Origin of the sequence: Treponema putidum (assembly GCF_000755145.1) — a bacterium.
GTDB classification, from domain to species: Bacteria; Spirochaetota; Spirochaetia; order Treponematales; family Treponemataceae; genus Treponema_B; species Treponema_B putidum.
Genome location: NZ_CP009228.1, coordinates 1,342,933 through 1,367,341 on the forward strand (window position 1 = coordinate 1,342,933; position 24,409 = coordinate 1,367,341).

The following is a 24,409-nucleotide window of genomic DNA, read 5'->3' on the forward strand; positions in this document are numbered from 1 at the left end:
TTTTTTTCAAATTTATTTTTATTTCCCAAATAAAAGGCTTTTTCCTCAAAATACGCTTAACAATCTCCTAAAAATATGCTATAATTAGGCGAAAGAAAAAGAGGTAGGCGAATGAGAAGATTTAATTATGAAAATTTCGAAAGAGAAACATGGGATATTGAAATTATAAATCTTTTAACACAAATCCATGAGCATAAGGGAAAACAGGAGCTTTTTTTGAAACGCAAGCCCGCAGTTTTGGATAAATTAGTAGACATTGCTAAAATTCAAAGTGTAGAAGATTCCAATAGAATAGAAGGGATTGTTACTACAGCAGCCAGAATAAAGGAGCTCATGAATCAAAAAAACGGCACCTAAAAATAGAGATGAAGAAGAAATATTAGGTTATAGGGATGTGCTAAATACGATTCATGAAAGTTATGAATATATCTCCATAAACCATAATTACATTTTACAACTACATCGAGATTTATATAAATATAGCGAAAAAGGAATTGGCGGCCGATATAAAAATACACAAAACTCTATTGTGGAAAAGGATGAATTTGGGAATGTTGTAGAAAGATTTAGGCCTTTATCCCCATATGAAACTCCTGAAGCTGTTTTGCAAATTTGTGCTGAATTAAATAATGCCCTTGATAAAAAAGCGGTGGACGCCTTACTTTTAATTCCAATTTTTATCCATGATTTTCTTTGTATCCATCCTTTTAATGATGGGAACGGGAGAATGAGCCGATTATTAACCACTCTTTTACTATACAGACAAGGTTATGTCATTGGGAGATATATCAGTCTGGAAAGCAAAATAGAAAAAAATAAAGAGAGTTACTATATAGCTTTAGAAAAAAGCGGGATTGGTTGGCATGAAAACAAAGAAAATCCGGTACCGTTTATAAAATATCTTCTTAGAACAATATTAGCTGCATATATTGATTTTGAGGAACGAGTAGATTATGTAGATGAAAAGATGCCGACTCTTGAATTGGTAAGGGGTGCAGTAGACAGAAAAATAGGTAAATTTACAAAAAAAGAGATGACGGAATTAGTCCCAAGTGTCGGTAAGGCTACAATTGAAAATATGCTTAAACGATTAATAGAGGAGGGATATATTGAGAGGTATGGAAAAGGTAAAGCGACTTTTTATGTAAGAAAATAGTAGATATACAAAAAATGCACAAGTTCAAGCAGAGATAGAAAGCTCTCCCATCTTGACAAGCAGTAATAGGAGAAGCCTCTAAAAATTTCTACACGTTTTTCCGATAAAAGAGTATGAATTCGCCCGGTTTTTTTTATGTTATAAAAAATGTTTTACTTTCGCCTACGGTCATCGGTGTAACCATTGTTTGCGGTCTTATCTTAAGTTTTATTTTTTATGTGATGAGTTATAAGAAAAAGCCTAGAAGGTTTAAAATAAAAAAGGAAAAATCTAAGCCTCAAAAAGATAAAACGCCGCCTCCTAAAGAAGAGGCTGAAGGTGAGGAAAGCGACGCTCAATAAGTTTTCCCTAAGTTTTTAATCTCTATGAGTGAGATAACTGCCTAAATGCTTAACAATCTCCTAAAAATATACTATAATTAGGAGAAAGAAAAAAAGTTTGACGATGGTTTTGTCTTATATGAGTTCGGATATAAGATTAAACTGTAAATATTCTTATAAATTTATGGTGGTAATAAAATGAAGCAATTACGAAAGCTGACCTTTCCGGACATAATGTTTTTTACATTTGAGATAATAGCTGTTACGTTGTGGTTGGCAAAGGATAATATTTTTTACTTGATTAACTTTAGCTATATAGGTATATCAATTTCTCTGGGGCTTCTCCTAATGGCAGTTAAGTACAAATATGCAAGGAATATTGTTCAATTACTTGTGGGATTGTATATGCTTATCTATCTAGGGCTGCTATGTAATGAAAATATGCAGATTGAAGGATTTTGGTATTATCTTTTTACAGGGGTATTTGAAGCGGCAACGATTCATTATGCCGTAGCTAAGATATTCGGCCCGTTGATATTCGGGCGCGGCTGGTGTGGATATGCTTGTTGGACAGCAATGGTCTTAGATTTCCTACCATATAAAACACCTCGAGGAGCAAGAAAAAAATAGAATGGATAAGGTATATAGTATTTATCTTATCTTTTATATTCGTATCACTACTATTCCTTGCGAAAGCGGGGAATATAGAGCGCATTATGTTTTGGGCTTTTATTGCAGGCAATGTGCTTTATTACTCCTTAGGAATTGCTCTTGCTTTTGCTTTTAAGGATAATCGTGCATTTTGCAAATACATTTGTCCGATAACAGTATTTTTGAAGCCAATGAGCTATTTTTCTCTCGTTAGAATAAAATGTAAAAAGGACAAATGTGTATCCTGTGATAAATGCAAACGAGTGTGTCCGATGGATGTTGATGTAACGGACAATTCAAGGAAGAGAAAAAATGGAACCGAGTGTATTTTGTGTATGGAATGTGTTAAAAACTGCCCAACGAATGCTCTTTGAAAAATCCGCAAATATCCTTATAAAGCCTTGATATTTCAGCCTTATCTTCTATAAAATAGCGGTGAACATCGGGGATTGTTTTAAAAAAGGTTTCTTGACGCTTGGCGTAGTGCTTGGTATTCCTTTTTATAAGGGCTGAGACTTCCTCCAAGTCCGATTCGGGTTTTAAGTGGTTATTTTCATCGAAAAATTCCCTGTAGCCTATGGCTTTAAGTCCGGAGCTTTCGCTTGTATATCCCATCTCATAAAGTTTTTTTACTTCATTATATAGGCCGTCTTCAAACATAGCATCGACCCTCTTTTCGATTCTTTCGTATAAGAGAGAGCGGGGTCTTTCTATGCTTAAGATAAAAAACTCGTATTGTTCTCTTGGGTTTTCGGGGAGGGTAAAAGAGCTTAAAGGCTTCCCTGAGGCGGCAAAAACTTCGTGAGCCCTTATTATTCTATATTCGTCATGGACATGGAGTCTTCCCGCCGTCTGGGGGTCTATTTTTTTTAGCTCTTCCAAAAGAACGCCGGCTCCTTCTTCTTTTGCCCGCGTTTGAAAATGCTCACGGATTTTAGGGTCGGCTGTGGGCGTAACGGGAAGGCCGTATAGAAAATTCTTTAAGAAAAAGGCCGTACCCCCCATTAGAACAGGAAGTTTTCCACGATTATATATTTCGGGGCAAAGTTTATCGGCCGACTTTACAAAATCGGCTGCAGAGAATTCTTCGGAAGGCTCTTTTATAGCGATCAAGTGATGAGGAAGGTCTTCCAATTCTTCTTTGGAAGGAGAAGCCGAGCCTATATGCAAGTGTTTATACACCTGAACCGAGTCGGCACTTATAATTTCGGCACAAGCTGAAAGAGCCGAAATTCCGCCTTCTTTTGAGAAATCTTTTGAATGTTTATAAGAAAATATTTCGGAGGCTAAGCTTGTCTTTCCCGAAGCCGTAGCTCCGAAAAAAATCAATACGGGAACCACGCAACCGTTCGAAGCTGAAATTTTAGTTTAATTCGGGGTGCCGTTCTATCTGATAGTTTACTTCACCGGTAAAAATTTGTCTTGCACCGGCTGAAACAACCTTGTTACCGCTTTTTTCGACATTGGGGTCTTGAATTTTAGCAAGCTGATAAGCTCTTCTTGTCGATGCGCATGTAATCTCGTAAATATTATCATCAAACTCAATTAGTTCTTCTAATGGAAAAATCATACATTTATTCTAACATTATTAAAAAAAAAAGTCAATCATTCGAATTGACATCATTCGAATTATAAGTTTTTTATCCGTTTACTAAAACTTTTAGTGCGAAAACTGGACAAGAGGCTTTTTTTGTGGTATTATTTTTAAAAGGGAGGTTTTATGAAAAAATCTACTATAATATGTTTGCTTATGTTTTTTGCGGTTTTTGGAATATTGACAGCCGAAAAGTCTTCTAAAAAAATGTATGTGAATATAAAAGAAACTTGGATAAAATCGGATGCAGGTTTTTTTGCTAAAAATGTTATGATGGTAAGGTATGGGGAACAAGTATATCTTTTAGAAGAAAAAGGAAAGTGGATGAAAGTTTCTCCCGTTTCAAACCCTGACCTTGTAGGATGGCTTCCAACGGCAAATCTTACAAGGAAAAAAATAGTAGGGTCTTTTGATAAAAAAACTTCGGCTGAAGCAAAGGAATTGGCTCTTGCAGGAAAGGGCTTGACTGAAGGCTCGGGTTCCGAATTTTCGGCATCAGGTAAAAAAAATTATGAGGCAGTTGACAGCGTTGAAGCTATAAAGATAAGCCAAAATGATTTGCAATTGTTTATTAAGGAAGGTTTATTGAAGGACGGTGAATAATGAAAAAGAAATTCGGATTATTTTTAATTATAAGTTTAATAACGGTAACGGTTCTATCTTGTGCCCTATTGGGAAGTCTAAATGATCCTGTTGCTTTTACAAAAAATGTTGTTGATGCTGCAGCCCCGATTGTAGAAGCCTCAAAACCTATTCAAAATGAAGAGGAATATTATATAGGCCGTGAAGTAGCTTCTATAATATTAAGCAACTATAAACTTTACAGAAATAAACAGCTGGAAAAATATCTTAACTTGATTTGTATGACCTTGGTTTTGAATTCCGATGTGCCTGAATCCTATAACGGCTATCATGTTGCCATATTGGATACGGACGAAATAAACGCCTTTGCAACGCCCGGCGGGCATATTCTGATTACCAAGGGGCTGTTGTCTTGTACGGATTCTGAAGATGCCCTTGCAGGTGTAATAGCCCATGAGCTTGGACACATTCAGTTAAAGCACGGTATAGGAGCCATTAAGACTAATAGAATTACTGCTGCCGCTGTAGAAAGTTCGGCAACAATGGCCGTAGGTGTCGAAAAAAAAGCAGACCTTAAATTCTTAGAAGATGCTTCAAAAGAAATCGTAACAACCTTGGTAAATTCAGGTTATTCTAAAAGTCAAGAATATGATGCTGACCGTTTTGCCGTAAACCTAATGGCAAAGGCCGGATATGATCCCAATGCTATGACCGAAATGCTTAGAATGATGAGTGAAAAACAAAAGAATGACCACAGAGGTTTTGGAAAAACTCATCCTTCAGCTGTTTCCCGTATAAAATCCGTAGAAAAGGAATCAAAAAAGCTTGCAGGCGACTATAACCGTTCCGAGAGGCTTAACCGTTATAAAAAAATAAACTAAATTAAGCAAAAAGAAGAAATTTATGAAGAAAATACAAAGATTCTTTTTTATTTCCATTCCGATTTTTTTCATTTTACTTTTTTTTATTTATTTAGGAGTTTTTAAACAGGCAGAATATTTTTTTTATGATGATAGAATGAATAGGACTGCTTCTTATTTTTCTCCTTCCGATGAAATTGTTTTAGTTTTAGTAGATCAAAAAAGTTTAAACTATGCCGCTTCAGAAAGGGGCTGGAAGTGGCCTTGGCCGCGTGAAGCCTATGCCGAGATAGTCGATTTTTTTTCCAGCGGGGGAGCAAGGTCGGTAGCCTTTGATATGCTTTTTACCGAACCTTCTTCTTATGGGGCTGATGATGATAAAAAATTTGCAGACTCTTCAAAAGAAAGCGGCATAGTTATTCAAACCGTTTTTTTTGATAGCGTTCAAGGAAATACCGAAGACTGGCCTGACGCTGCTCCTAAACCGGAACCGATAGATGAAACTTTTTTTAATAAAAACGGATTCGCTTCTTCTGAGGACTTGCCAGGTATTTTTCCTATAGACGAAATTGCTTCATCTGCCGGCCTTATAGGAAATGTAAACAGTCTTCCCGATTCCGACGGAACTATCAGACGGGCACGGCTCTTTTATCCATGGAAGAATTATAAGATTCCTACTTTGGGAATTGCTTCTTATTTTGTAGGAGGAAATGAAGATGCGGAATTCCCTGCAACGCTTAATCTCCGCTTTACAAAAAGTATTGATGATTATATTCCATATAGTGCCGGAGATATTTTAAAGGCTCAAGCCGATATAAGGGCAGGAAGGGAAAGTGAATTAGATCCGGAAGACTTTAAAGACATGTATGTTTTTTTCGGACTCTATGCTCCGGGGCTTTTCGATATTTGTCAAACGCCGGTTTCAGCTTCCTATCCCGGGGTAGGTGTTCATATAACTCTTTTAGATAATATCCTTTCGGGTCAAACGATTATAGAAACATCTTATCCGATTAATATTTTAATTATTTTTATTTGTATTATTCTTGCCGCATTATTCGGGATTTTTGCAGAAAAAATAAAATCGAGAACTATTTCGATAATTGTGAATGCTGTGAGCTTTTTGCTTTTTGTTGCCCTCTATCTTTTTATCTCATATTATTTATTCCGTTTTGGAATTGCTATACCTATAGCCTCGGTACTTACAGGCATTTCATTATCCTTTGTTGCCTCCCTTGCAGTAAGTTATATTGTCGAGGGAAAACAAAGACGTTATTTAAAAAACGCCTTTAAGCAATATTTAAGCCCTGCCGTTATTGAGCAGCTGATAGCAGACCCGTCTCAATTAAAGCTCGGCGGGGAGCGTAAAGAAATATCAATCTTTTTTTCGGATTTGCAAGGTTTTACTTCAATCTCGGAGAACTTAAGCCCCGAAGCCCTGACCGAACTTTTAAACGATTATCTTTCGGATATGAGTAAAATTATTTTGGATTCTGGCGGGACAATCGACAAGTATGAAGGGGATGCTATCATCGCTTTTTGGAATGCTCCTGCACGAGTGGAGTATCATGCCCGTTCTGCCTTAGAAGCGGCTTGGGCTTGTCAAAAGAAACTTGAAGAAAGGCGTGCCGATTTTGAAAAGAGGGCTCAAGGCAGACCGTTTAAAATGAGAATAGGGCTTAATACGGGGTTTGCTATCGTCGGCAACATGGGCTCGGTAAGCCGTTTCGATTATACAATGCTGGGTGATTCCGTAAACTTGGCCGCCCGTTTGGAAGGTTTAAATAAGCAATTCGGTTCTTACACAATGTGCGCGGAGGCAGCAAAAAAACAAGCCGAAGAAAGCGGCACTGTTCTAAAATTTAGAGAGCTTGCCCGTGCGGCAGTTGTAGGAAAATCCGAACCCGTAGTTGTTTATGAAGTCATGGACGAAAAAACTTATAACGAAAAAAAAGCCTTTATTGATTCCTTTGACAGGGGCTTAAAAGAATTCTATGCCGGAAATTTTAAAGAAGCTTTAAATATTTTTTCTCAAACGGAAGATTTAGATCCGCCTTCAAAGCACTATGCAGAAAAATGTAAGAGTCTTATTTTACAAAAACCGGAAGGTGAATGGACAGGCATTTGGAAGGCTGATACAAAATAAATTTTTAATTGGAATACAAAAATGATAACAGTGAATACTAAATCCAGCTCTGTTAAAGGCTTTAACGAATGGAAAGCAGAGATATACACATTTGTATGGAGTGAGGAGTTAAAAGAATATATTCTTTTTAAAAGGATATATGAATATAAAAAATACTAATTGAATATTTATTTAAATTTCAGTTAGAATATTTTAAGTTTATTATACGGAGGAAAAAATTGAACAGAAACAAACTAAAGTTACTGGCAGGCTTAATTTTTTTAGCTTTTTTATTTTCATGTAATAGCGAGAATACACAAAAACAAAAAAATTTTGCTAAGAATAAAACAACAGAAAGTGCATCTAAGGCAAAAGTTATACTGCCTGAACTTGAAAAAACGCCTGAGCAAATTATCGAAGAAAAAAAACAAAGCGAAATTAAAATTCATCAAGAAAAAATTGATAAGCTTATAGAAGAAATATATAATAAAAGAGAATCAATTTGGCCTAACCGTAATGTTAATATATTTTCTAATATAAAAATTGAGGATAATTTTTTTGACAAAGCTGGAATTGTTAATATAACATTCGACGAAGAAAAAAGGGAAGGTGAGATATATTATAAGAAAAAAGATACAAAAATACTTGAATATAAAATTACTTATAAAGAAGATCAGGCGGGGCATGCTTATTATGTTTCAGAAATTGAACTTATAAGTCAAGTCAATATCGGCAATGTAGATAAAGAAATAATAGAAAAACAAATTATTGGGAATCTAACAGATATTTACAGTTACGGTAGCATAGCTGATTATTTTGTAGAATATGAAGCTGAAAATCATCCCTTAGAATATGATGATTTATGGTCTACCGTCTTGTTCTGTGCGGAAGGTAATTTTACGGATTCCGGTAGTGACGAGTATTTGGTGCTATTTCATCTCGAAGATGGAGACAGTACGACTTTTGGCACTTATATAAGTGAAGTAAAAATATTTATAGTGCCTAAGTATAGGATAGCTAAAGAATATATTTTACATGTTAAAGATATTTATTTCTCTCCCAAGTTTAAAGCAGAAAATTTCGGATTTAGTATTGGCTCAGGTTATCCATGGTGTTGCTGCCGGGTTGCTGACTTTAATCAAAACGGAGTAAATGAAATATATTTTTTCTGTGAGTATGGTTATTATGATGAGAATAATAAATATAAAGATCATAATTTTTTATTATTTGTGGAATTTGATAAAGATGGTTTTAAAACCAATTATGTTTGCCCGGATAGTTATAATCTGAGTTATGTAGATTGGGAACAAAAAAGAATTTATATGAAATCAAAGAACTATGAAAATGAAAATGTAGATTCCGATAAATTTGTTTCAGTTTTTTCCTGGGATGAAGATTTACAAAAATATGTGCTCTTGAAAAAAACATATGAGCTATGGAGAATGCCTTAATGCAAAGTAACAAATTAAAACTTATTTTTATCTTAATATTAGCGGCTTTTATCTTTTCGTGTTCTAAAGATGTTAAAGAACAGAAGCCTGAGGAGACAAAAGTTGAATCATCTGTAAAAATTGAACCGAAAGAAAATGAATTTTTATCAAAGCCCGAATATAACACGCACGTGAAGAGTCCTGAACAAATTAAGGAATTAGAAGAAAAGTATAAAAAAAGTGAAGCATATGAAGAAACGCTCAAGCAGCTTAGAACTGAACTTGATAAGAAAGAGAGTGATATTATAGCACAAATACCCATAGATGCAACTGTTACAGACCTTGAACATAAAGAAGCTAGGACAGAGGAATATGATTATAAAAAAGAAATTTTTAGCTATGTAACTTTTAAGGAAGTGAAGAAAGATGGTAATATTTATTTTTGTAAACAAAAAATAAAAAGCCAAAATGGAGGAACGTTGGACTATTATGTAAAGTTCGAAAAAAATATATATTATGACTATTATGGAGATTACACTGTTTCAGAGATAGAGCTTACAACCCCAATCGATATAGGACAGATAGATGAAAAACTGATTAAAAATCCTGTCCATGGTTCAATATGTAGTTTAAAAACCGATGAAAAAAAAGAGAATATGGTAAAGCTGTTTGAAGAATATGAAAATACACATTATACTTTATATCATGAAAATATCGATTTATCTGCAAAATCGCTGAAAGATTATCAGATAAAGTTAGAAGCTGTTGATTATGTAAAGGGAAATTTTACCGATTCCGGATATGATGAATATTTTGTAGTATTTTGTGAAGAAGTTCCAGGACCTGAATATGGTCAAACTGTGAAAAGAGTAAGATGTTTTGTAGTTGATGAAGATAAGATAATTAAAGATTACTATATTAATGTTCCTAGTGCCTCATTTTTTCCACCACATATTGAACGTGGCGGTCTTTTTGGACCAAAAAATTTTGGATTTGAGTTTTCTCAAGGGTGGGTGTTGGATTTTAATCAAAACGGTAAAAATGAAATATATTTTGTAACTCATTTTAATATAGATGGTAATTCCTTATTTATAATTGAATTTAATAACGAATCTTTTACTACCGAGTATGCATATACTGGATATCGATATGATATAGAATCTGTTGACTGGAATAAAAAAATTATAGTGTTAAGAGATGGTGGGAGTTTTATTAGATCTGAAAAATTTAAAGGATGGAAATATTGGTATGATACGGTTATATGGAATGAGCAATTAAAAGAATATATTCTTTTAAAACGCGAATATAAATATGAAAAATATGAAGGGGTTGGAGATGAAGAAAGTTTTGGGCCTGGAATTGGGGCGTGAAGAGTTATTAATGGTAAGAGGCGGAACGGATAAAGCTAAATATAATTCTGTGGGTGAAATTGTAAGAAGAACTAATTTAAAATATGCACAGGGTGTTGTGCGTGAAGCAGCAATTTACCGGCCTTATGCAAAAGGAAATTTTGACTATGAAGACGCACCAGAAGGTGTAACATGGTGTAATCAATCAAGTTATGATGTAATGGAGGCTACGGGAGTCTACAATTATAAGTAATGAATTATCCGCCTTACAACCTATAACAAGTTTAAATGTTGCGGGGTTTCCTGTAAACGATCTTGCAATAAAAAAAGAGCCGTTTGGGGTATAAGGAATTTAAATCTAAAACTTGACAACTTTTATATATAGATGTTAAAATCTTAAGATATGGAGGTTATGATGCAAAGTAACAAATCAAAACTTATCATTATCTTAATATTGTCGGCTTTTTTATTTTCGTGTTCTAAAGAGGTTAAAGAACAGAAGCCTGAGGAGACGAAAGTTGATGTAACTACAAAAACAGAGCCTCAGTCTCAAGAAACTCAGCCAAAAGAAAAAGCCGATTTAAAAACGAAAAATTTGACAGAAAAATTAACAGAAGAAAGTAAGACTTGTCTTTTAAGAAATCTTAACGGCGGACCAAGCAGCGGATTTATGTCGAGGAGCACTCCATATCGTTCAAATGATGAACACTATTACAAGGAAGGAAGTTTGCTCTTTTATAATTTAAATATAAATGACACTTATGACGAAGTTGTATCAAAACTACGGAAGTTTGGCGTAGATGGATTCTATCCTGCCTCAATAATTATGCCCAAAAAATTGCAAGAACTTGGTTGTAAAGCATATATACCCGATGATTCATCTTATAAAAGAGACTTAAGTAATGATTTTTATATAATTTTCAAAGATAATAAAATAATAAGATTTATAAAATATCAAGCGGAACATACGGCGTTTGAGAAATTTTATAATGCCGGCACTTCTAATAAATTGACCATAGTTGATGATATGAAAACAGATTCAAGCGGCTATGATTATTATAAAAAGGAAATGGGATGTGTTATTTATCATAATCAGCATTACTCACCTACAGCTTTAACTACAGTAGTTATGACAAGAGTCGGTTATGAATCTTATTTTGAAAAAGCAGATAAAATTGCAGATGAGATTTTTGAATTCGGTGATTTATATTTTTATGGACTTAATATCAAAGATAATATTGAAATAGTCAAACAAAAAATGAATAAACTCAATGTAGATTATGAAGATGAATTTTTTTCTTATCATTCGACTTCTGTAAATCTTGATGATTTTATTTATGCACTTAAAACCAAAAAAAAATCTGATTGGGTTGCCTGTTGCGGAAACAAGATAGTTTTATTGGATGTACATACAGACGAAGAAGATTCATATATTTTAATGCAGTATTTTAAAAGAAAATATCCTCTCATCAGTGCCGACGATCCTTTTTATTATTGTTGCGGCACTATGATGGGCCCTTATATATTTATTTTAAGGCGGCTTGAAGGTTACGACAGTGATAGAGATGAAAAAGATTATTTATTTTCATTAAATCTTGTAAATGCAGGCATATTTAATTATGGAGGAAGCGAGAGATGAATATAACTAAAAGTAAAAAGAGGTTATCTGAAAAAGAATTTAAATCTAAAAAACTTGACAGCTATTATACATATATGTTAAAGTCTCAGATATGGAGGTAATAATGAAAAAAAACAAATTAAAATTCATCTTTATCTTAATATTAGCGGTTCTTTTATTTTCGTGTTCTAAAGAAGTTAAAGAACAGAAGCCTGTTGAAGCAAAAGTGGAATCATCTGCAAAAATTGAACCGAAAGAAAATGAATTTTTATCAAAGCCTGAATATAACACGCACGTGAAGAGTCCTGAACAAATTAAGGAATTAGAAGAAAAATACAAAAGAAGTAAAGCATACGAAGAAAAACTTAAACAGCTTAGAACCGAACTGGATAAAAAAGAAAAAATTCTAAACTATAAATTCCCTACAGGTGTTACTATTGCTGAACTGGCACAGAAAAGGGCTCCGGTACTATATAGTCCGGCAGATAATCTTAACTTTATTCATTTTTATGAGATAAAAAAAGATGGTGAATTTTGTTATTGTAAATATAAAGCCTCTACTCAAAACGGAGGAATGCTTGATTATCAGGTTAACTATAAGTGGGATAACATTGAACAGATGTATCTTCCCCTCTCCTATGATCTTTTAGGTGAAAATAATATTGGAAAAATAAGTGAAGAACTTATAGAAAACCAAGTGCATGGCTCTTTATATGGTATGGAAAACGATGAAAAAAAAGATGAAATGATAAAACTGTTTGAAGATTACGAAAATACACGATATCCTTTATATCTTGAGGTTGCCAATACGGATTGGAAGACGGGGGTCAAAACGAAGGGGTATAAACAGTATGATATGAAAATCCTTGATTATGTAAAGGGGAACTTTACAAACTCAGGATATGATGAATATTTTGTTATGTTTTATGAAGATGATCCTGATCCGGAAATATATGATCAGTTTATAGAAAGAGTGAGATGTTTTGTAGTTTCTGAAGGTAAGATAATTAATGACTACTATATTAGCCATTCCGGAGGTTTTTTTTATCCGGGTCTTAGTAATGATAAACTTTCTGAAGTGAAAGATTTCGGCTTTAAATTTTCACAAGGGTGGATAGCCGACTTTAATCAAAACGGAATAAATGAAATATATCTTGCCGCTTTATTTACTATAGAAGGCGGCGGGCTATTAATGATTGAATATAATGATGGAGCTTTTGTTTCCGGTTATGTATATGGTGATCGTTACGATATAGTAGGTATTGATTGGTATAAAAAAATGATTATAATAAAAGATAAGTCGATTAACGGTGAATGGATAGATGATTATCAATGGAATGATGCTTTAAAAGAGTTTATTTTATTAAAGAGCAAATATTAGGAGGGATTAAAAAATCGGCTAGAGCTTTTTCGCCTTCATGTACATAATAATACATTTCTCCGCGATTTAGATAGGCTTCGACATAAGCCGGGTCTGCTTCAATGGCTTTTGTATAATAGTATATAGCCCTTGTACCGTTTTTTTTGCCCTGTTTCCTGCTATGTTAAAATATTCTGCCTGACTGTAGTTTTGTTTTTTATCTGTATCTGTCGTTTTACAGCTACAAATTAAGATTAGGATAAATAAGAATGAGATTGTTATAAAATATATTTTTTTATTTCTCATTATCGTTTCCATTAATATTCCATTCTTACATTGCAGTACTAAATTTAATAATTTCTTATACGCTCATCCATTTGTCCCAAAAAGCCGAACTCACTCTTACCTTGGGTCTATAAATACTTGTGATATTGATTTCACGGATTTCGTTATTTACTTTATACTCAAAAACAGTAATGAATTTTACTTCTTTTATCTTCCTAAAACGTTTTAAATCTTTTTCTTTGTTTATAGTGTCAGGTAGAAATTTCCCAAGTAAAAACCTGTTTGACCATCCATATTTTGTGCCGGGTCTATCGTCATAAATATTTAGCGGAGTATTTTTATATACCGTCCGATCAAAGTTCTATTTAAAATTTATATACCCCGGCTTACTTTCTAAAATATTTTCAGAATGTAGTTCCACTCCAATGTCTTCAATTATTAGTGTCCAATGTTTGATATGTATAGCTTCTATATCATCTCGATCTGTAAAAACTTTTATTAAGATCATTGAAGGAGATTCCATTTCAAAATAATAAAGCTCTATTGCGTGTTTTAAATCACAAAAAAATAAAAAACCGTCTTTTGTATATTTTTCAAGAACAGCTGCTTTTTCTCCTGTCTTTATAAACTGTTTAAATTCTTTATAATATTCATGAATAAAGTCTACACTGACATTTGTTTTATGCCATAATACTATATTAAATAAAATGATCAGTACCAGTAAAAATATAAAAAAAGATTTCATTTAATATCTCCTACTTGCGGGAATTAACTAAAATCCAATAAGGCACGATATCTACTACAGTATGCCCTATCCCTCTTGCGGCATACTCAGTCCACCTGGGTACATCATACCAATTTTCGGGAGGAGCTCCAGGATCAATATAGTTATAGGTTCCACGTATTTTATCATCGGTAACTACTCTTGGATTTTGGTCTGCAAGCGATTTTCCATCATAAACAACTTCCCATCCGTTCGGATGACAATATTTCCTTTCTTTTGGCTCAATACCATCTTGATGAAATATGTCACGGGTTTCTCTCCTCCATTCCATTTGTTCATCTAAAATAATCTTATGCGTGTATATTGAAGTATCATATTTATTTAATTTATCACGCATTTCATAATGCCACTCTGTGGCACCATACCATATTGTTTGAGGAATATTTTCCAATGTTTCTGATAACATATTATGTTGTCTACTGTGAATATCATTAGCCGCGGCTCTGCGAATCATAAGACGCCTCTTGTATTCAGGCGGATTAAAAATTTTTAAAAGCATATTCTCAAATATTCCGCCTGTTTTTTCATGTATATTTGACTTTGCAAAATTTTGTTTACCATCTATTTTGTTTTTTTTATTATGTGATTGATTATCCACAGTGCCTATAGTTTTAGTGCTGACATTTTTATTTTCTTTTTTTTTATCATGACCATATTTTATACTTTTTTCATCCTCATATATTGTATCTTCTTGTCTGTCATAGTTATCGCTTGCTTCCTTATCTTTGCTTTGAGTTTGTTCCTTCGGCCGTTTTTTTTATCGGATTTTTGAGATGGTGTTTCGGGCTTTGCATTTTCAAAGACTATTTTTTGTCCCGGATGTATCAGATCGGGATTTTCTATACCGCCGTTTATCATATATAGTTCTTCAATGGTTAATATTCTGATTTTTGATTTTTTATGTTTGAATTGTTTTTCATCATAAAGCCTCCCTAATAATATGATAAAATATGAATCTTTTTTTGTCAATATAAAGTTTTTTATTTTTCTCTCATTTCAGCTAGAGCTTCGTATGCTTGTTTTTTGTATTCGATGGCATCTTGTTTTTCTGTATTTTGGTTTTCTAAAGCAAATTTAATAGCCATATCAAAGTCTTCTATTGCCTTTTTATATTCTTTGAGATCAAAATAAATTTTTCCTCGAATATTGTATAGAGAGGCATTTTGGGGATACATTCTTATCCCGGTATTACAGTCTTCTACAGCTTCTTTATACTGGCCTCGAAATGAAAATAAGAGGCCTCGTATTCCATATAATATACCTATCCATGAAGGTTTCATTTTTATCATCTTATTGACAATTTCAAATGCCTCATTATTTTTATCCATTTCCAGATATATAAAAAGTAGTCCATTATACGGCCATATATCATCAGGATCCAATTTAATAGCTATTTTAAAGTCGTTTATTGCATCATCAGTTCTTTCAAAATGTTCATGCAATCTCCCTCTTAAATTGTATAGTTTTGCAGATTTCTGATTTAATTTAATTGCAGTATTTATATCCTCAAAAGCTTTTTCATATTCATTGATTTGTTCATAAGCACGGCTTCTTGCTTCGTAATATTCATAAGCCATATCATTTAAGTTAATCGCAGTATTTAAGTTTTCAATAGCTTTATTATAGTTGCCGTCATCATTCAGCAACAAACCTTTCCAGTAATAAGCTTTATCTTCTTTCGGATTGAGCTCAATTATCCTATCAAAGTCAGCTAGAGCTTTTTCGTGTTCATTTACGTAATAATACATTTCTCCGCGGTTTAGATAGACTTCAATATAAGCAGGATCTGTTTCAATTGCTTTTGTATAATAGTATATAGCCCTTGTTCCGTCTTTTTTCTCTTTTGCCCTGTTCCCTGCCATGTTAAAATACTCGGCTTGACTATAGTTTTGATTTTTACTTGTATCGGTTGTTTTACAGCCGTAGATTAAGATTAATAAAAATATAATGGTGATAAAAAATTTATTTTTAGATTGCATTTTTAAAGTTACCTTTTATTTTTTTTCTCCCATTTCAGCCAAGGCTTCGTATGCTTGTTTTTTGTATTCGATGGCTTCTTGTTTAACTTTATCAATATTGTCCGGATCCAATTCAATAGCCCTATTAAAGTCTTCTATAGCTTTTTTATATTCTTTTAAGACTAAATAAGCTTTGCCTCTTGTCAGATATGAGTCTGCAAAACCTGAATTTAGTTTTATTGCTTTATTAGAATCGGATATTGCTTCATTATATGATTGCAGCATTAAAAATAGATATCCTCTTGTACTATATAATATCCAAGATTGTTCAATATTAATAGCTCTATTGGCAACTTCAAGACCTGCTTCATAATTTTGAGTCTGTAAATATATACTTAGTAATGATTTGTAGGGTGCTATAAACTCAGGCATAAGTTCGATGGATTTGTTATAATCGATAATTGCATCATTATATTTATTTAAATATTCATTTAATAGACCTCTTAAACTGTATAGTATTCCATTATTTTGATTTAATTTAATTGCATTATTTATATCGTTATAGGCACTTATATAGTTTTCCATATCCATATATATTTTTGCTCTTAATTCATAATAATTTGTATCTTTATCATGTAATTCTATTAATTTATTTGAACATATAATCGAGTTTTCGTATTGTTTTAAATATTTATATACTAAAGCCTTCCAATAATAAGCTTTATCTTCTTTCGGATTAAGCTCAATTACCTTATCAAAATCGGCTAGAGCTTTTTCGTGTTCATTTACGTAATAATACATTTCTCCTCGGTTTAGATAGGCTTCAATATAATCAGGATTTGCTTCAATTGCTTTTGTATAATAGTATATAGCTCTTGTTCCATCTTTTTTTTCTTTTGCAGTGTTCCCTGACATGTTAAAATACTCGGCTTGACTATAGTTTTGATTTTTACTTGTATCGGTTGTATTGTTATCTGTTGTTTTACAGCCGTAGATTAAGATTAATAAAAATATGATTGTAATAAAAAGTCTATTTTTAGATTGCATTTGCGGCTCCTTGACTAATATTCCATTCTTACACCTATACTGCATTTCAGACTTGACAAAGGATTGTTGTCTTTTTCTGTCCAGCTTGGAAAGCCGTTTATTTTAGTCGAATATACATTCAAAGCAGCTTCGGCTCTACCTTCTATATAAATATTGCCTGCTCCGATATTGGATTTAACAGGTGTTTTTATGTCTATTCCAATTCGAGGTTGTAAATAATACAAAGTTCCTCGTCTTTTGCTGTATTTATTCCAGGGGATAAACCGAATGACAAATTTGTATTTTCATCTAAGGGCTTGATAATTTTAGCTTTTGTATCTACCAGATAATCAACCATATTCCTCATTTTTTCATTACCTAGATATAAAGCTCCCCCCATGATACCTGCCCATGTCAGTATAGGAAGTATTTCATGGTGCTTAGTTACAGAATCGGTTATAAAATTGGATGTAGATACCAGATCTATGCCTTTTAAAATATTGGCATCGGGATTGTAATTATTTTTATTTTTTTCCTCTTTAATGGTCCGCAATATATCCTCTGATTGTTCTCGTAACATACGAGCATGATTATCACGTTCTTTAATATTATTTACTTGAGATGTTACATTTATGGTCTTTATTCCTTTTAATGTATCATTAGATTTAAAAAAGCCTTTTTTTGTTTCAATATCTGCGATAGAAATCCCAAATGCCAGATTTTGTTTGTTTGAGTTTTTCTCGTCTGATGAATGTTGCCCATTTCCGTTTACTTGCTTTTCTTTACCATAGGATTTTTCCTGTTTACTCTGGGTATTCTCTGTAACGTCAGATTCGGTATATCTTTTTTCCGAATAATCGGGCTCATCCCAGTATTCTTCGTTTGAAGTTCTCGAAGAAGAATCCGTTTTAGGCCGTGACGGTCCGCTTGGTGCAGTGGAAGACGGAGGTTCACTGGCTTTTTTATCATCGAATACTATTTTTTGTCCCGGATGTATCAGATCGGGGTTTTCTATACCGCTGTTTTTTGCAATTTCTTTAATTTTTTCGGATAGTTCCTTAGTACTTGCATCAGGATAGTGTTCCCGTGCTATCTTACTTAAAGTATCTCCTTGTTTTACCGTATAATCTCCTTCATTCTCATCTTTTGACACTTGTTTACCGCCGTTTATCATATACAGCTCTTCAATGGTTAATATTCTGATTCCCGATTTTTTTATGTTTGAATTTTCTTTCATCATAAATCCTCCCTAATACATGATAAAATATGAATATTTTTTGTCAATATAATAAAATTTTTTGTGTTTTTTTACTTTCCTTCCATTTCGATCAAAGCTTCGCAAGCTATTTGTTTACAATATGTAGCATATTTTTTAATTTCATTTTGGCTTTCTAAAGCAAGTTTAATAGCCATATCAAAATCTTTTATTGCTTTTTTGTATTCTTCAATTTCAAGATAGGCCGTTCCACGAACATTGTATATAGAAGCATTATGAGGATTTATTTTTATACTGGCGTTACAGTCTTCTATAGCTTCTATATATTGCTCTCGTAATGTAAATAGACTTGCTCTTATTTCGTATAGTATATCGATCCGTACAGGTTTAAGTTTTATCATCTCATTGGCAATTTCGAACGCTTTGTCAATCTTGTCTTCTTTCATATATGCTAAAATTAGTTCATCATATGTCCATATATCATTAGAATCCAATTTAATAGCTATTTTAAAGTCGTTTATTGCATCATCAGTTCTTTCAAAATGTTCGTGCAATCTCCCTCTTAAATTGTATAGTTTTGCAGATTTCGGATTTAATTTAATTGCAGTATTTATATCCTCAAAAGCTTTTTCATATTCATTGATTTGTTCATAAGCACGGCTTCTTGCTTCGTAATATTCATACGCTTTATCGTTTAAGCTTATCGCAGTATTTAAGTTTTCAATGGCTTTATTATAGTTACCTGTATCATTAAACAATAAACCTTTAAAATAATAGGCTTTATCTGATTGAGGACTAAGTTCGATTACCCTATCAAAATCGGCTATGGCTTTTTCGTTTTCATCTACATAATAATACATTTCTCCGCGGTTTAGATAGGCTTCAATATAATCAGTATCTGCTTCAATTGCTTTTGTATAATAATATATAGCCCTTGTTCCGTCTTTTTTTTCTTTTGCAGTGTTCCCTGCAATGTTAAAATACTCGGCCTGACTGTAGTTTTGTTTTTTACTTGTATCGTTTGTTTTACAGCCGTAGAGTAAGATTAATAAAAATATGATTGCGATAAAAAATTTATTTTTAGATTGCATTTTTAAAGTTACCTTTTATTTTTTTTCTCCCATTTTAGCTAAGGCATCGTAGGCTTTTTGTTTGTATTCGATGGCTTCTTGTTTAACTTTATCAATATTGTCCGGATCCAATTCAATAGCTCTATCAAAGTCTTCTATAGCTTTTTTATATTCTTTGAGTACCAGATAACATTGTCCTCTAATATTATAGACAACAGCATTATCGGAATTTATTTTTATACTGGCGTTGCAGTCTTCAATAGCTTCTTTATACCGGCCTTGTAATGAAAATAAGCTGGCACGAAATCGATATAACATATCTATGTATGGAGGTTCTCGTGGTATTATTTCATTGATGGCTTCAAATGCTTCATTATGTTTATTTGCATACATATAGGCTAAAATTAGTCCATAATATGCCTGCATATAGTTAGAATCTAATGAAATGGCTATTTTAGCATCTTTTATTGCGTCATCATATCGTTTTAGCTCTATGTAAAATGATCCGCGTAAATCATATAATTTTGCAGATTTCGGATTTAATTTAATTGCGGTATTTATATCGTCAAGAGCTTTTTCATATTCATGGACTTGCTTATAAGCATTGCTTCTGACTACGTAATAATCATCATCCGGATCCAATTTGATAGCCATATCAAAGTCTTCAATTGCTTTTTTATATTCTTTTAGAGCCAAATAAGATTCTCCTCTGATATAGTAGACTGCGGCATTATGAGAATTTATTTTTATACTGGCGTTACAGTCTTCAATAGCTTCTTTATATTGGTTTCTCAATAAAAATATGTTTGCACGGAATCCGTATAACATATCTATGTATGGAGGCTTTAGTTTAATTGTTTCATTGATAGCTTTAAATGCTTCATTATGTTTATCTGCAAACATATAGGCTAAAATCAATCCATGATATGCCTGCAAATAGTTAGAATCTAATGCAATGGCTGTTTTGGCATCATTTATTGCATCATCATATCGTTCTAGCTCTATGTAAAATGATCCGCGCAAATCATATAGTTCTGCAGATTTCGGATTTAATTTAATTGCGGCATTTACATTTTCAAGAGCCTTTTCAAATTCATTAAAGTGTATATATAACCTGCTTCTGGTTTCGTAATATTTATGGTTTTTATCATTAAGTTCTATTGATTTATTTAAATTTTCAAGAGCTTTATTCTCTTGCTTTGAGTATACAAAAAAGACGGCTTTCCAATAATAAGCTCTATCTTCTTTCGGATTAAGCTCAATTGCCTTATCAAAATCGGCTAGGGCTTTTTCGTGTTCACCCAGATAAACATATGCTTCTCCTCTGTTTAGATAGGCTTCGGCATAAATAGGATCTGCCTCAATAGCCTTTGTGTAATAGGTTACTGCTCTTGGTATATCTTTTTTTTCTTTTGCACTGTTTCCTGCAATGTTAAAATATTCGGCTTGGCTGTAATTTTGTTTTTTACTTGTATCGCTATTTGTTGTTTTACAGCCGTAGATTAAGATTAATAAAAATAGGATTGTGATAAAATGCCTGTTTTTAGATTTCATCTTTTAACTCTCCGTTTATTTCTTTTCTCCCATTTCAATCAAAGCTTCATAGGCTTGCTGTTTATACTTTATGGCATCTTCTCGTATTTGGAGTGTATCTTCGATAGAGAATTTAATAGCCATATCAAATTCAGCTATTGCTTTTTTATATAATTTAAGTTCAAGATAAGTTAGTCCGCGTGCATAATATGAGAGAACGTCAGAAGGATTTAAAGTGATAGCTCTATTATAATCAGCCATAGCTTTTTCATATTCTTTAAGATTAAAAAAAATCCAACCTCTAGTTCTATATAGAATTTCATCCGGTTTAATTTTTATTACTTTATTAAGTAGACTAAAAGTTTTATCGTTATCTTCCAGAATTCCATATATAAATATTAAACCTTTATAAGACAGTACATAATTAGGATCGATTTGAATTGATTTCTCATATTCTTTTATAGCCTCAGTATATTTATTAATATTGCAATATAATAATCCTTTTTGCATATATAAACTTGCACTATTGGAATTTAATTTAATTGCAGCGTTTATATTATCAAGAGCTTTATCATATATTTTAAGATATCCATAAATTTTACTTCTGGTTTCGTAATATTCATAATCTTTATCGTTTAAGCTTATCGCAGTATTTAAGTTTTCAATAGCATTATTATAGTTACCGTCATCATTAAGCAATAGGCCTTTAAAATAATAAGCTTTATCTTCTTTCGGATTAAGCTCAATTACCTTATCAAAATCGGCTAGAGCTTTTTCGTGTTCATTTACGTAATAATACATTTCTCCTCGGTTTAGATAGGCTTCAATATAATCAGGATTTGCTTCAATTGCTTTTGTATAATAGTATATAGCTCTTGTTCCATCTTTTTTTTCTTTTGCAGTGTTCCCTGACATGTTAAAATACTCGGCTTGACTATAGTTTTGATTTTTACTTGTATCGGTTGTATTGTTATCTGTTGTTTTACAGCCGTAGATTAAGATTAATAAAAATATGATTGTAATAAAAAGTCTATTTTTAGATTGCATTTGCGGCTCCTTGACTAATATTCCATTCTTACACCTATACTGCATTTCAGACTTGACAAAGGATTGTTGTCTTTTTCTGTCCAGCTTGGAAAGCCGTTTATTTTAGTCGAATATACATTCAAAGCAGCTTCGGCTCTACCTTCTATATAAATATTGCCTGCTCCGATATTGGATTTAACAGGTGTTTTTATGTCTATTCCAATTCGAGGTTGTAAATAATACAAAGTTCCACCGTCTTTTGCTGTATTTATTCCAGGGGATAAACCGAATGACAAATTTGTATTTTCATCTAAGGGCTTGATAATTTTACCTTTTGTATCTACCAGATAATCAACCATATTCCTCATTTTTTCATTGCCTAGATATAAAGCTCCCCCCATGATACCTGCCCATGTCAGTATAGGAAGTATTTCATGGTGCTTAGTTACAGAATCGGTTATAAAATTGGATGTAGATACCAGATCTATGTCTTTTAAAATATTGTCATTGTAGTCATAGTCATTATTCTTTTTCTTATATGTTTGTTTTTCAATATCTTGCTTTATTAGCTGGAAAAATTTAGATTGATTATTAAATTTTTCTGAAGTATCTATGGTTTTATCATTATCTATTTTTTTAATTTATTATCTTGTTTAAAAAAGTCTTTTTTTGTTTTAATATCTGCGATAGAAATCCCAAATGCCAGATTTTGTTTGTTTGAGTTTTTCTCGTCTGATGAATGTTGCCCATTTCCGGTTACTTGCCCTTCTTTAGCAGCTGATGTTTCCTGAGCCGCAGATGTTTCCTGTTTATTTGGAGTATTCTCCGTCATATCCGGTTCGGTATCTCCTCTTTCCGAATAATCGGGCTCATCCCAGTATTCTTCGTTTGAAGTTCTCGAAGAAGAATCCGTTTTAGGCCGTGACGGTTCACTTGGAGTAGAGGAAGACGAAGATACGCTGCTTTCTTTATCACCAAAGACTATTTTTTGCCCCGGCCGTATTAAGTCAGGGTTTTCTATACCGCTGTTTTTTGCAATTTCTTTAATTTTTTCGGATAGTTCCTTAGTGCTTGCATCAGGATAGTGTTCTCTTGCTATCTTACTTAAAGTGTCTCCTTGTTTTACCGTATAATCTCCTTCATTCTCATCTTTAGATGTCTGTTTACCGCCGTGTATCATATACAGCTCTTCAATGGTTAATATTCTGATTTTTGATTTTTTTATGTTTGAATTTTCTTTCATGCTAAATCCTCCTTAATGTATGATAAAATATGAATATTTTTTTGTCAATATAATAAAATTTTTTACTTTTCTCCCATTTCAGCCAAGGCTTCGTATGCTTGTTTTTTGTATTCGATGGCTTCTTGTTTAACTTTATCAATATTGTCCGGATCCAATTCAATAGCCCTATTAAAGTCTTCTATAGCTTTTTTGTATTCTTTTAGGGCAAAGTAAATTGTCCCGCGTGTATGATAAGAAATTGCACTGGAATGATTTAATTTTATTGAATTATTACAATCTTCAATGGCTTTTTCATATTCATTAAGTTTTAAAAAAAATTCTGCACGTACATTGTATGTCGTCCACTCCGGTTTTAGTTCTAATGCCTTAGTTGCAGCATCAATGGCTTTATAATTTTTATCCGTTATCCCATATATATATAATAATCCTTTATAGGATGTTAGATTGTTTGGATCAATATTAATAGCTTCATTATAATTTTCTATAGCACTATCATATTTTTCTAAAATTTGATATACAATGCCTCTTGTTTCATATAAACTGGGTATATTGGGATTTAACTCAATTGCAATATTTATATCATTAAGAGTATGTATATATTGTTCCATTCTATAGTATACTTTAGCACGTATATAGTAATAATAGTAATTTTTATTGTTTAATTTTATTGCAGTATTTAAATTATTAATAGCAATATTATGATTGCTAAGTTTAGTAAAAACTAATCCTTTCCAATAATAAGCTCTATCTTCTTTCGGATTAAGCTCAATTACCTTATCAAAGTCAGCTAGAGCTTTTTCGTGTTCATTTACGTAATAATACATCTTTCCGCGGTTTAGATAGGCTTCAATATAAGTAGAATCCGCTTCAATTGCTTTTGTATAATAATATATAGCCCTTGTTCCGTCTTTTTTCTCTTTTGCAGTGTTCCCTGCAATGTGAAAATATTCTGCCTGACTGTAGTTTTGTTTTTTTTCTGTATCGCTATTTGTTGTTTTACAGCCATATAGTAAGATTAGGATAAATAAAAATAGAATTGTGATAAAAAGGTGATTTTTAGATTTCATCTTTTAAGCCTCCTTTTAAGAATATTATAATAGACAAAGTTTGTGTTGTCAATTATTTTTCTTGCCCTCTTTTACTCTTTTAAAAATAGAGTTATACTAAAATATAGGCTTTTGTTTTTAAAGAATGAGTTTTTACTCTGTGCCCCTTTTTAAGAACAT

The 24,409-nt window shown here is 32.5% G+C and carries 28 protein-coding genes and 2 pseudogenes; 13 read left to right on the top strand and 17 right to left on the bottom strand.

From position 1 onward, the window contains the following. Positions 1-111: 111 nt before the first annotated feature. From JO40_RS14580 to JO40_RS15315, 5 genes are all read left to right on the top strand, one after another. Positions 112-357 carry a hypothetical protein gene (locus tag JO40_RS14580; protein ID WP_245609039.1) on the top strand — a complete coding sequence of 82 codons (246 nt, stop codon included), beginning with the start codon at positions 112-114 and terminating at the stop codon, positions 355-357. Positions 358-394: 37 nt separating this feature from the next. Further along, on the top strand, positions 395-1,156 hold the full coding sequence (locus tag JO40_RS06015) for a Fic family protein (protein ID WP_245609040.1): 762 nt from the start codon (positions 395-397) through the stop codon (positions 1,154-1,156). Positions 1,157-1,269: 113 nt separating this feature from the next. Next, positions 1,270-1,497 (top strand): OadG family protein, encoded by a 228-nt coding sequence (locus JO40_RS06020; protein WP_044978559.1) that lies wholly within the window; start codon positions 1,270-1,272, stop codon positions 1,495-1,497. Positions 1,498-1,674: 177 nt separating this feature from the next. Next, positions 1,675-2,106 (top strand): hypothetical protein, encoded by a 432-nt coding sequence (locus JO40_RS14180; RefSeq protein ID WP_201771193.1) that lies wholly within the window; start codon positions 1,675-1,677, stop codon positions 2,104-2,106. An 86-nt stretch (positions 2,107-2,192) separates the two neighbouring features. Further along, positions 2,193-2,501 (top strand): 4Fe-4S binding protein, encoded by a 309-nt coding sequence (locus tag JO40_RS15315; protein WP_201771194.1) that lies wholly within the window; start codon positions 2,193-2,195, stop codon positions 2,499-2,501. Here JO40_RS15315 and miaA read toward each other — a convergent pair. Both miaA and JO40_RS06035 read right to left on the bottom strand, forming a co-directional pair. After that, positions 2,473-3,468 carry a tRNA (adenosine(37)-N6)-dimethylallyltransferase MiaA gene (gene miaA / locus JO40_RS06030; RefSeq protein WP_044978560.1) on the bottom strand — a complete coding sequence of 332 codons (996 nt, stop codon included), beginning with the start codon at positions 3,466-3,468 and terminating at the stop codon, positions 2,473-2,475. The genes JO40_RS15315 and miaA overlap by 29 nt on opposite strands. A gap of 22 nt (positions 3,469-3,490) precedes the next feature. Next, the gene (locus tag JO40_RS06035) at positions 3,491-3,697 is read right to left on the bottom strand and encodes a DNA-directed RNA polymerase subunit omega (RefSeq protein WP_044978561.1); all 207 of its coding nucleotides are present in this window, start codon (positions 3,695-3,697) and stop codon (positions 3,491-3,493) included. 150 nt (positions 3,698-3,847) lie between these two features. Here JO40_RS06035 and JO40_RS06040 point away from each other — a divergent pair, with 150 nt between their 5' ends. The 8 genes from JO40_RS06040 to JO40_RS06075 all read left to right on the top strand — a co-directional run bounded on the left by JO40_RS06040 (position 3,848) and on the right by JO40_RS06075 (position 13,063). Further along, positions 3,848-4,324, top strand: coding sequence for a hypothetical protein (locus JO40_RS06040; protein ID WP_044978562.1), 477 nt, complete (start codon positions 3,848-3,850; stop codon positions 4,322-4,324). Continuing rightward, the gene (locus tag JO40_RS06045) at positions 4,324-5,184 is read left to right on the top strand and encodes a M48 family metalloprotease (protein ID WP_044978563.1); all 861 of its coding nucleotides are present in this window, start codon (positions 4,324-4,326) and stop codon (positions 5,182-5,184) included. The genes JO40_RS06040 and JO40_RS06045 overlap by 1 nt, the downstream gene beginning before the upstream one ends. Before the next feature lie 22 nt (positions 5,185-5,206). After that, complete coding sequence (locus JO40_RS06050; protein WP_044978564.1) at positions 5,207-7,306, top strand: CHASE2 domain-containing protein; 2,100 nt, start codon at positions 5,207-5,209, stop codon at positions 7,304-7,306. Positions 7,307-7,524: 218 nt separating this feature from the next. Continuing rightward, a complete protein-coding gene (locus JO40_RS06055; protein WP_044978565.1) occupies positions 7,525-8,736 on the top strand; it encodes a hypothetical protein in 1,212 nt (403 codons plus the stop codon). After that, on the top strand, positions 8,736-10,085 hold the full coding sequence (locus JO40_RS06060) for a clustered-type lipoprotein (RefSeq protein WP_044978566.1): 1,350 nt from the start codon (positions 8,736-8,738) through the stop codon (positions 10,083-10,085). The genes JO40_RS06055 and JO40_RS06060 overlap by 1 nt, the downstream gene beginning before the upstream one ends. Beyond that, entirely contained in the window at positions 10,051-10,317 is a 267-nt protein-coding gene (locus tag JO40_RS06065) for a hypothetical protein (RefSeq protein WP_044978567.1), read from the top strand. The genes JO40_RS06060 and JO40_RS06065 overlap by 35 nt, the downstream gene beginning before the upstream one ends. Positions 10,318-10,479: 162 nt before the next feature. Next, complete coding sequence (locus JO40_RS06070; RefSeq protein ID WP_044978568.1) at positions 10,480-11,703, top strand: hypothetical protein; 1,224 nt, start codon at positions 10,480-10,482, stop codon at positions 11,701-11,703. A 103-nt stretch (positions 11,704-11,806) separates the two neighbouring features. Next, on the top strand, positions 11,807-13,063 hold the full coding sequence (locus tag JO40_RS06075) for a clustered-type lipoprotein (protein ID WP_044978569.1): 1,257 nt from the start codon (positions 11,807-11,809) through the stop codon (positions 13,061-13,063). Between the two features lie 10 nt (positions 13,064-13,073). Here the strand turns inward: JO40_RS06075 and JO40_RS14585 are convergent. The 15 genes and pseudogenes from JO40_RS14585 to JO40_RS06140 form a co-directional block, all read right to left on the bottom strand. Next, positions 13,074-13,348, bottom strand: a pseudogene (locus tag JO40_RS14585) (tetratricopeptide repeat protein); the annotation flags it as partial. 340 nt (positions 13,349-13,688) lie between these two features. Beyond that, positions 13,689-14,072: a hypothetical protein gene (locus tag JO40_RS06085; RefSeq protein WP_044978570.1), complete on the bottom strand. Its 384-nt coding sequence runs from the start codon at positions 14,070-14,072 to the stop codon at positions 13,689-13,691. A gap of 10 nt (positions 14,073-14,082) precedes the next feature. Further along, complete coding sequence (locus JO40_RS06090; RefSeq protein ID WP_044978571.1) at positions 14,083-14,709, bottom strand: hypothetical protein; 627 nt, start codon at positions 14,707-14,709, stop codon at positions 14,083-14,085. A gap of 59 nt (positions 14,710-14,768) precedes the next feature. After that, the gene (locus JO40_RS13520) at positions 14,769-14,969 is read right to left on the bottom strand and encodes a hypothetical protein (RefSeq protein ID WP_144242251.1); all 201 of its coding nucleotides are present in this window, start codon (positions 14,967-14,969) and stop codon (positions 14,769-14,771) included. Positions 14,970-15,091: 122 nt separating this feature from the next. Then, a complete protein-coding gene (locus JO40_RS06100; protein ID WP_044978573.1) occupies positions 15,092-16,090 on the bottom strand; it encodes a tetratricopeptide repeat protein in 999 nt (332 codons plus the stop codon). 15 nt (positions 16,091-16,105) lie between these two features. Continuing rightward, positions 16,106-17,116, bottom strand: coding sequence for a tetratricopeptide repeat protein (locus JO40_RS06105; protein ID WP_044978574.1), 1,011 nt, complete (start codon positions 17,114-17,116; stop codon positions 16,106-16,108). Positions 17,117-17,130: 14 nt separating this feature from the next. Beyond that, on the bottom strand, positions 17,131-17,340 hold the full coding sequence (locus tag JO40_RS14590) for a hypothetical protein (protein WP_245609043.1): 210 nt from the start codon (positions 17,338-17,340) through the stop codon (positions 17,131-17,133). After that, positions 17,310-18,335 carry a LysM peptidoglycan-binding domain-containing protein gene (locus tag JO40_RS06110; RefSeq protein ID WP_245609044.1) on the bottom strand — a complete coding sequence of 342 codons (1,026 nt, stop codon included), beginning with the start codon at positions 18,333-18,335 and terminating at the stop codon, positions 17,310-17,312. Before JO40_RS06110 ends, JO40_RS14590 begins: the two co-directional genes overlap by 31 nt. Before the next feature lie 68 nt (positions 18,336-18,403). Further along, a complete protein-coding gene (locus JO40_RS06115; protein WP_044978575.1) occupies positions 18,404-19,402 on the bottom strand; it encodes a tetratricopeptide repeat protein in 999 nt (332 codons plus the stop codon). A 15-nt stretch (positions 19,403-19,417) separates the two neighbouring features. Beyond that, on the bottom strand, positions 19,418-19,699 hold the full coding sequence (locus JO40_RS15320) for a tetratricopeptide repeat protein (protein ID WP_420864566.1): 282 nt from the start codon (positions 19,697-19,699) through the stop codon (positions 19,418-19,420). A 27-nt stretch (positions 19,700-19,726) separates the two neighbouring features. Continuing rightward, positions 19,727-20,935: pseudogene (locus tag JO40_RS14595) on the bottom strand (tetratricopeptide repeat protein); the annotation flags it as partial. A gap of 15 nt (positions 20,936-20,950) precedes the next feature. Continuing rightward, positions 20,951-21,961: a tetratricopeptide repeat protein gene (locus JO40_RS06130; RefSeq protein WP_044978576.1), complete on the bottom strand. Its 1,011-nt coding sequence runs from the start codon at positions 21,959-21,961 to the stop codon at positions 20,951-20,953. 14 nt (positions 21,962-21,975) lie between these two features. Further along, positions 21,976-22,341, bottom strand: coding sequence for a hypothetical protein (locus JO40_RS14600; RefSeq protein ID WP_245609045.1), 366 nt, complete (start codon positions 22,339-22,341; stop codon positions 21,976-21,978). A gap of 227 nt (positions 22,342-22,568) precedes the next feature. Continuing rightward, positions 22,569-23,183 carry a LysM peptidoglycan-binding domain-containing protein gene (locus JO40_RS14605; protein WP_245609046.1) on the bottom strand — a complete coding sequence of 205 codons (615 nt, stop codon included), beginning with the start codon at positions 23,181-23,183 and terminating at the stop codon, positions 22,569-22,571. Between the two features lie 62 nt (positions 23,184-23,245). Next, complete coding sequence (locus JO40_RS06140) at positions 23,246-24,250, bottom strand: tetratricopeptide repeat protein (RefSeq protein WP_044978577.1); 1,005 nt, start codon at positions 24,248-24,250, stop codon at positions 23,246-23,248. Between the last annotated feature and the right edge of the window lie 159 nt (positions 24,251-24,409).